The 7,812-nt window shown below is 64.5% G+C and carries 11 protein-coding genes and 1 tRNA gene; 4 read left to right on the top strand and 8 right to left on the bottom strand.

Annotation, left to right across the window (positions count from 1 at the left end; all coding sequences use genetic code 11):
- Both E4L96_RS18100 and E4L96_RS18095 read left to right on the top strand, forming a co-directional pair.
- The coding region (locus E4L96_RS18100; protein WP_267874339.1) for a PEP-utilizing enzyme at positions 1–363 on the top strand (363 nt) is incomplete at its 5' end.
- A gap of 30 nt (positions 364–393) precedes the next feature.
- Positions 394–789, top strand: coding sequence for a GFA family protein (locus E4L96_RS18095; protein ID WP_135208613.1), 396 nt, complete (start codon positions 394–396; stop codon positions 787–789).
- A 10-nt stretch (positions 790–799) separates the two neighbouring features.
- Here the strand turns inward: E4L96_RS18095 and E4L96_RS18090 are convergent, their stop codons facing one another.
- Complete coding sequence (locus E4L96_RS18090; protein WP_135208612.1) at positions 800–1,198, bottom strand: VOC family protein; 399 nt, start codon at positions 1,196–1,198, stop codon at positions 800–802.
- A 164-nt stretch (positions 1,199–1,362) separates the two neighbouring features.
- Between E4L96_RS18090 and E4L96_RS23860 the strand changes: the two genes are divergently transcribed.
- A complete protein-coding gene (locus tag E4L96_RS23860; RefSeq protein ID WP_167758733.1) occupies positions 1,363–1,530 on the top strand; it encodes a hypothetical protein in 168 nt (55 codons plus the stop codon).
- Positions 1,531–1,533: 3 nt separating this feature from the next.
- Here E4L96_RS23860 and E4L96_RS18085 read toward each other — a convergent pair whose 3' ends face one another.
- The 7 genes from E4L96_RS18085 to petA form a co-directional block, all read right to left on the bottom strand.
- Positions 1,534–2,682 (bottom strand): aminotransferase class I/II-fold pyridoxal phosphate-dependent enzyme, encoded by a 1,149-nt coding sequence (locus E4L96_RS18085; protein WP_135208611.1) that lies wholly within the window; start codon positions 2,680–2,682, stop codon positions 1,534–1,536.
- Positions 2,683–2,699: 17 nt separating this feature from the next.
- Positions 2,700–2,775, bottom strand: a tRNA-Thr gene (locus E4L96_RS18080).
- A 69-nt stretch (positions 2,776–2,844) separates the two neighbouring features.
- On the bottom strand, positions 2,845–3,345 hold the full coding sequence (locus tag E4L96_RS18075) for a ClpXP protease specificity-enhancing factor (RefSeq protein WP_135208610.1): 501 nt from the start codon (positions 3,343–3,345) through the stop codon (positions 2,845–2,847).
- A gap of 80 nt (positions 3,346–3,425) precedes the next feature.
- On the bottom strand, positions 3,426–4,037 hold the full coding sequence (locus E4L96_RS18070; RefSeq protein WP_135208609.1) for a glutathione S-transferase N-terminal domain-containing protein: 612 nt from the start codon (positions 4,035–4,037) through the stop codon (positions 3,426–3,428).
- Between the two features lie 115 nt (positions 4,038–4,152).
- Complete coding sequence (locus tag E4L96_RS18065) at positions 4,153–4,914, bottom strand: cytochrome c1 (RefSeq protein WP_135208608.1); 762 nt, start codon at positions 4,912–4,914, stop codon at positions 4,153–4,155.
- A gap of 16 nt (positions 4,915–4,930) precedes the next feature.
- Positions 4,931–6,346: a cytochrome b gene (locus E4L96_RS18060; RefSeq protein WP_135208607.1), complete on the bottom strand. Its 1,416-nt coding sequence runs from the start codon at positions 6,344–6,346 to the stop codon at positions 4,931–4,933.
- A 3-nt stretch (positions 6,347–6,349) separates the two neighbouring features.
- Positions 6,350–6,964, bottom strand: coding sequence for a ubiquinol-cytochrome c reductase iron-sulfur subunit (petA, locus tag E4L96_RS18055; protein ID WP_135208606.1), 615 nt, complete (start codon positions 6,962–6,964; stop codon positions 6,350–6,352).
- A gap of 215 nt (positions 6,965–7,179) precedes the next feature.
- Here petA and mscL point away from each other — a divergent pair, with 215 nt between their 5' ends.
- Positions 7,180–7,614 (top strand): large conductance mechanosensitive channel protein MscL, encoded by a 435-nt coding sequence (mscL, locus tag E4L96_RS18050; protein WP_135208605.1) that lies wholly within the window; start codon positions 7,180–7,182, stop codon positions 7,612–7,614.
- The last annotated feature ends 198 nt before the right edge of the window (positions 7,615–7,812 follow it).

Here is a 7,812-nt window from a genome sequence, read left to right as displayed (position 1 = left end):
GATGTGGCCCGCAGCTGGACCGGGACCGCCATCGGCGCCGGGCGCGTGGAAGCCCGCTGCTGGGTCGCGCGCACGCCCGGCGAGGGCTTCGGCATGGAGCAGGGCGACATCCTTGTGGTCCCCGCCACCGACCCTGCGTGGACGCCGCTGTTCCTCAAGGCCGGCGCGCTGGTGATGGAGACTGGCGGCTACCTCTCGCACGGCGCCATCGTCGCGCGCGAATTCGGTATCCCGGCCGTCATCAACGTGCAGGGCATCCTGGACCAGGTGGCGAGCGGCGACCGCATCGTGGTGGACGGCCACCAGGGCACCGTCTCCCTCCTGCGCGCGGAGACCGTTGAGCGCGCGGCCAATTCGCGCTAGCCTTGCAGCTCGCCCCAATCCGGAGGACATATGGTGAAGCGCTTCGCATCCTGCACCTGCGGCCAGCTGACCGCCCAGGTCGACGCCGAGCCGTTGCGCATTTCGATCTGCCACTGCCTCGCGTGCCAGCGCCGCAGCGGCAGCGTGTTCGCGGCCCAGGCCCGCTTCCCGCGTGCGCGCGTGACGCTGGCTGGCACCTCCACCACCTTCGTGCGCACCGGCGATTCGGGCGGACGCGCCACCTTCCACTTTTGCCCGCAGTGCGGCGATACGGTCTGGTACCTGCCGGATGCGTTGCCGGAGGCGATCGCGATCCCGATCGGCGCCTTCGCCGACCCGACGTTCCCGCCGCCCACGGTGTCCGTCTACGAAGAGCGCATGCACAGCTGGGTGGTGCCGCCGCCGGACGCGGAACATTACCCCTAGCGGTGCAATCTCAGGCCGGTGCGCCGTGGTACACGACGCACAGCTTGTTCCCGTCCGGATCGCGGAAGTAGGCGCCGTAATAGTCCGCGTGATACTGCGGCCGCGGTCCCGGCGCACCTTCGCAGCGGCCGCCGCGGGCCAGGGCGCCCGCATGCGCCGCATCCACAGCCGCACGGGACGGCGCCAGGAAGGCCGTCATCGCACCATTCCCTGCGGTGGCCGGGGCACCGTCGAACGGATGCCCGATCAGGAACAGCGGCCGCGGACCGTGCACCGGCGACTGCCAGCCGGCCCACGGCTTGTCGCGGTCGACAAAGCGCGGCGGGATGCCGAGCACCGCCATCAAAGGCTCATAGAAAGCGAGCGCGCGCTCGAAGTCCGAGACGCCCAGAAAAATGTGTGAGTACATGGCCCGAGTGTAGCGCAGCCGCACTATGTGCGTTCCCGAACGGTCGGCGGCCGGGAAACTTTGCATGCTTATGGCTGAGATGACTCGACCGCCGGACCAAAATCATGTGCCCTTGCCCCAGCTGTGGTTCCACCTTCACGCGCCGCATTCCGCGCACGACGCTTATGCGGCTGACCTTCGTGAGCAAGCACATCCTCTGCTCGCACTGCGGTGAACGCTCGCTCATTCACACCTGGAACCGCAAGGCGGAAGAGACCTTGCCAGAAGTCCGCCCGGTCGTCCGCACGTCGCCGCGCCACCAGAAGTTCGCCCGGCAATACCGCGGCCTCTAAGCGCTAGACGAGGAAGGCCCTTAGCCGAGCCAGCGCCTCGACGAGCTCGTCTTCGGCCGCCGCGTAGGACAGCCGCACGTAGCGCTCGGCTCCGCAATCGCCAAAGTCCATCCCTGGCGTCAAAGCCACGTGGGCCTGGTCCAGGACCCGCTCGCAGAACTGCCATGAGGTCATGCCGGTCTGGCTGACATCGATGTAGACATAGAACGCGCCGTCCGGTGGCACCGGGACCGGCAGCCCCATCCCGGCCAACCCTGACAACACAATCTGGCGGCGGCGCGCCAGGATCTGGCGACGCTCTTCCGCGACCGTCAGCGACGCGGGCGTAAAGCAGGCCAGCGCGGCTTGCTGCGCCACGGTTGACGGACAAATATAGTAATTCTGGGCCAGCGCTTCGACCGCCGGGATAAACGCGTCCGGTACCACGCACCAGCCGAGCCGCCAGCCGGTCATCCCGAAGAATTTGGAAAAGCTGTTGATGACGAAGGCATCCTGGTCGACCGCCAATACCGTCTGCGCGCCGCCGTCCGCCAGGTTCAGATAGATCTCGTCGACGATGCGCCACGCACCATGGGCGCGCGCCCACGCGCAAATGGCGCCCAGCTCGTCGAAGGGCATCAGGGTCCCCGTGGGATTGGACGGCGTGGCCAGCATCACCCCTTTGGTCCCGGCGCTCCAGGACTTGCGCAGGGCGGCAGCGTCCAGCTGGAAGCGCGTGTCCGGGCCGGTGGGCACCATGCGGACGTGCGCCCCAAAGCTGGACAGGAACTGGCGATTGCATGGGTAGGAGGGATCACCGACCAGCACGTCGTCCCCTGGATTGACGAGCGTGGCCGTGATGAGGAGAAGCGCCGCGGACGCGCCGGCGGTGACGATCACCCGGTGTGCAGGAATCGTCACGCCATGCTGGGTCAGGTAGAACCGCGCGATCGCTTCGCGCAAGGACGGCAGGCCCAGCGCGGATGTGTAAGGCAAAGGCTGATCCAGCGCGGATTTCGCCGCGGCCAGCACGGCCGGTGGCGCCCCGAAGTCGGGCTCACCGAGGTTCAGCCGAATGACGCGATGACCTTGTGCTTCCAGCGCGGCAGCACGCTTGCCGAACTCCATCGCTTGAAACGGGCGGATAAGCTGGGCGCGCTGGGAAATGTCCATTGTGGGGGACTGGGCAATGGTGCCGGCTGCAGGAATCGAACCCGCGACCTGATGATTACAAATCAACTGCTCTACCAACTGAGCTAAGCCGGCGTAGAAGGGGGATTATACGCGATCGGGCGCTTGCCGAAGAGTCAAGAAGACGCCCCGGCGCGCGCATGATCACTTGATACGGGTGAGGGTCGGGCGCCCGCCTTTCTTGGGCGGCTCGTCCGGCCCGTCGGGAGTCTCGGAGGAGGCCGGCTTGGTGCTGACGGCCGACAGCGACGGCGTGGCGGGAGCCGGCGCCGCGGCCGGCGCGGTGGGCTCCGACGCAGGCTTGCGCTCCGCCGGCGGCATCTCGGCCGCGGTCTTGGCCACCTCGAACGCCATCCCCTGCCCATTCTCGTTGGCGTAGATCGCCAGCACGTTCTGCACCGGCACGTAGATCTCGCGCGACACCCCGGCGAAGCGGGCGTGGAAGGTGATCGCGTCATTGTCCATCTTCAGCCCGCTGGTGGCGCCGAAGCTGATGTTGAGGACGATCTCGCCCTTCTTGACGTACTCCATCGGCACGGTGGTGGCCGCGTCGACCTTCACGGCGATGTAGGGCGTGTACCCGCTGTCGGTGCACCATTCGTAAATGGCGCGCAACATGTACGGCTTGGTGGAAATCTCTGGCATGGGCAAATTCTAGTGCGTTTGCGCGCCCCGCGGCGTGCGCGAGCACGCAGCGGAACGGGCAAGCAGGCGCACCGCCACAATCAGCGGCGCATCACCTTCTCGGACGGCGTCAGCGCTTCGATGTAGGCCGGGCGCGAGAAGATGCGCTCGGCGTACTTCATCAGCGGCGCGGCGGTCTTGGACAGCTCGATGCCGTAGTGGTCCAGGCGCCATAGCAGCGGGGCGACGGCCACGTCCAGCATCGAGAACTCGTCGCCGAGCATGTACTTGTTCTTCAGGAACAGCGGCGCGAGCGTGGTCAGGCGGTCGCGGATTTCGCTGCGCGCCTTGTCGTGGCTCTTGTCGTTGGCCTTGTTGCGCTCCGATTCGAGCGTGTGCACGTGCACGAACAGCTCTTTCTCGAAGTTGAACAGCATCAGGCGGGCGCGCGCGCGCATCAGCGGGTCGGCCGGCATCAGCTGCGGATGCGGGAAGCGCTCGTCGATGTACTCGTTGATGATGTTCGACTCATACAGGATCAGTTCCCGCTCGACCAGGATCGGCACCTGGCCATACGGGTTCATGGTCGAGATGTCCTCTGGCTTGTTGAACAGGTCAACGTCGCGCACCTCGAAGTCCATGCCCTTTTCGAACAGGACCAGACGGCAGCGTTGGGAGAATGGGCACGTGGTGCCGGAGTAGAGAACCATCATTTTGTGTAGTTCCTTAGAAACAAAAGGGTGAATCGACGAGCGGCTCACCCTGGAAAACACGCCCGCCAGGTAGCGGCGGGCGTCAGCAAATTAAGAAAGAGTCAGTTACGGTACTTTACTTCACTTCTTTCCAGTACGACGCATTCAGACGCCACGCCAGGAAGGCAAACAGCGACATGAACAGGACCACGATCACGCCCAGGCGCTTGCGCTGGCCCTGGACCGGCTCGGCCATCCATTCCATGTAGCCGACCAGGTCGGCCACGTTGGCGTCGAATTCCTGCGCGGTCATGGTGCCCGGGGACACCTGCTCGAAGCCAGCGAACTTGTGCTCCTTCTTGGAGTGGTCATGCTCGTCGACCACCTCTTCCATCCTGGCCACGCGCACACCCTGCATCTGCCACAGCACGTGCGGCATCGCCACGTTCGGCATCACCAGGTTGTTCCAGCCGGTCGGGCGGGTGTCGTCCTTGTAGAAGGTGCGCAGGTAAGTGTACAGGTAATCGCCGCCGGTGCCGTGCTCGGACGCCTTGGCGCGCGCGATCACGGACAGGTCCGGCGGGACCACGCCGAACCAGACCTTGGCGTCCTCGGCCTTGAGGGCCGTGGTCATCATGCCGCCGACCTTGTCCTGGGTGAAGAGCAGGTTGTTCTTGATCTGGTCTTCCGACAGGCCGAGGTCGCGCAGGCGGTTGTAGCGCATGGCGGAGGCCGAGTGGCAGTTCAGGCAGTAGTTGACGAACAGCTTGGCGCCATTCTGCAGCGACGCCAGGCTGGTGCGCTCGGGCGCCTTGTCCAGCGCGACGCCTTCGCTGGCAAACACCAGGCCCGGGACAGCCAGGGCCAGGATGGCGATCAGTTTCTTCGAAAAAGTCATGTGCATATCCTCGCTATCAATGGCCGTGGTAGGTAACGCGGGTCGGGACGGGCTTGAAAGTCCCCCACGAGCTCCACCAGGGCATCAGCAGGAAGAAGCTGAAGTACAGCAGGGTGCACACTTGCGACAGGATCGTGTAGCCCGGGGTCGGCATCTGGGTGCCGAGGTAGCCGAGAATCACGAACGAGGCGAAGAACACGGCGTACACATACTTGTGCCAGTCCGGACGGTAGCGGATCGACTTGACCTTGGAGTGGTCCAGCCACGGCATGAAGGCCAGGATCACCACCGAGGAACCGAACAGCACCACGCCCCAGAACTTCGCGTCCAGCATCCCCGGCAGCATGCCGATGATGCACAGCAGGGCGATGGCGGCGATCACGACCTTGGTCTTGAACGACAGGCGCGACTTCAGCCACACGAACACGACATACGCGGCCACGGCCACGATCACCACGTTCAGGAAGTCCGACGTGGTGGCGCGCAGCACCGAGTAGAACGGCGTGAAGTACCAGGTCGGCGCGATGTGCGGCGGGGTCTTCAGCGAGTCGGCCGGGATGAAGTTGTTGTATTCCAGGAAGTACCCGCCCATTTCCGGCGCGAAGAACACGACGGTCGAGAAGATCAGCAGGAACACCGACACGCCGAACAGGTCGTGCACCGTGTAGTACGGGTGCGAGGGGATCGAGTCGACCGGGTGGCCGTCGGCGCCCAGGTTCTCCTTGACTTCGATGCCGTCCGGGTTCGACGAACCGATCTCATGCAGCGCGATCAGGTGCGCCGCCACCAGGCCCAGCAGGACCAGCGGGATCGCGATCACGTGGAAGGCGAAGAAGCGATTCAGGGTCGCGTCCGACACCACGTAGTCGCCGCGGATCCACAGCGACAGGTCCGGCCCGATCAGCGGAATGGCGCCGAACAGGTTGACGATCACCTGCGCGCCCCAGTACGACATCTGGCCCCATGGCAGCAGGTAGCCGAAGAAGGCCTCGGCCATCAGGCACAGAAAGATGGCGAAACCGAACAGCCAGATCAGTTCACGCGGCTTGCGGTACGAGCCGTACAGCAGCCCGCGGGTCATGTGCAGGTAGACGATGATGAAGAACGACGAGGCGCCGGTCGAGTGCATGTAGCGCACCAGCCAGCCCCACGGCACTTCGCGCATGATGTACTCGACCGAACCGAAGGCGAGGCCCGCGTCCGGCTTGTAGTGCATCGTCAGGAAGATGCCGGTGACGATCTGCAGCACCAGCACCAGCATGGCCAGCGAGCCGAAGATGTACCAGAAGTTGAAGTTCTTCGGGGCGTAGTACTTGCCCCACTGGTCGTTCCACAGCTTGGACAGCGGGAAGCGGTCGTCGATCCAGCCCACCGCTTTGGTGGACGCCGGCGCGTCGGCCGGGAATTTGGTTTCTTTGAATGCACCAGCCATGGTTTATGCCTCCCCTTTTTCGTCTTTGCCGATCAGGATGCGATTGTCGGCCAGGAACATATACGGCGGGACATCCATGTTGGCCGGCGCCGGCTTGTTCTTGAACACGCGCGCGGCCAGGTCGAAGGTCGAGCCGTGGCAGGGGCACAGGAAACCGCCGTTCCAGTCGTCCGGCAGGTTGGGCTGGGCGCCGGTGGCAAAGCGGGAGGACGGGGAGCAGCCGAGGTGGGAGCAGATCCCGACCACGACCAGCACTTCCTCGTGCTCCTTGCGCGACCGGGTTTCGTTCTTGGCGTAGGCCGGGGTCTCGATCTGGAAGAATTTGTCCGAATTCGGGTCAGCGACCTTTTCGTCGTTCTTTTTCAGGCTGGCCAGCATTTCGGGGGTGCGGCGCAGGATCCACACAGGCTTGCCGCGCCACTCGACCACCTTCATGGTGCCCGGGGCTACATCGGAAATGTCGACTTCGACGGGCGCGCCTGCGGCTTTCGCTCGCTCCGACGGCTGAAACGTGCTGATGAGTGCTGCCCCCGTTGACACACCGACCACACCACCCGCCGCACACGTGGCGACGAGCAGTCCGCGCCGGCCTGCATCGACCTGCTTTTCATTACTCATACCAACCCCAATCGAGAGAAAAAAACAACCTGTTTCGTAAAGCTCTGTGGAGCTACCGCAACCTTAAATTATAAAGTATGCACCAAACGTTTTAAACAAAAATAATTGCCTGAGCCACATGGGGCGCGAATCTGTGCTAGCCGCAAGCTGAAACCCAGCCTTGGGCGAGCTTTGGTAAGATCACGGGATATCAATTCGATATCGGGGAGCGCACCATGGGCATGATGCAGGACTTCAAGACCTTTGCCATGAAGGGCAATGTGATCGACCTGGCCGTCGGTGTCATCATCGGCGCGGCGTTCGCCAAGATCGTCGATTCCGCCGTGCAGGACCTGATCATGCCGCCGATCGGCAAGCTGCTGGGCGGGCTGGATTTCTCGAGCTACTACGTTCCGCTCAACGGCCAGGCCCCCGGCCTGCCGCTGGCGGAGGCCAAGAAACTGGGCGCGGTGCTCGCTTACGGCAACTTTTTCTCCATCGTGCTGAACTTCCTGATCCTGGCCTTCATCGTGTTCCAGATGGTGCGCCTGGTGCAGAGGGCCCGGCTGTCGGCGCCGGCGCCCGATCCGGCCCCGGCCGAGGACGTGCTGCTGCTGCGCGAGATCCGCGATGCGCTGACCAAGCAACCGCCCCGCACGCCGCTGTCCTGAGCGGGACCTCACTGTGGAGCCCGCCGCAGAAAGCGGGTACTGGATGAAACGATACTGGCTGATCCTCGCCCAAGCCGTCACCATCGGCCTGGGCCTTTACCTGGTTGTGCTGGCCGTCCGCCCGGACTGGGTGGGCCGTCATTCCGTACTGCCGCAGCAGGCCGGCGGACCCGGCACGCCCGCGGCCGTGCTGCAGGG

The organism is Zemynaea arenosa (genome assembly GCF_004614185.1).
GTDB lineage: Bacteria > Pseudomonadota > Gammaproteobacteria > Burkholderiales > Burkholderiaceae_D > Telluria > Telluria arenosa.
Note: the sequence above shows the minus strand (reverse complement) of the source record. Positions and strands in the feature narration are given on the sequence as shown.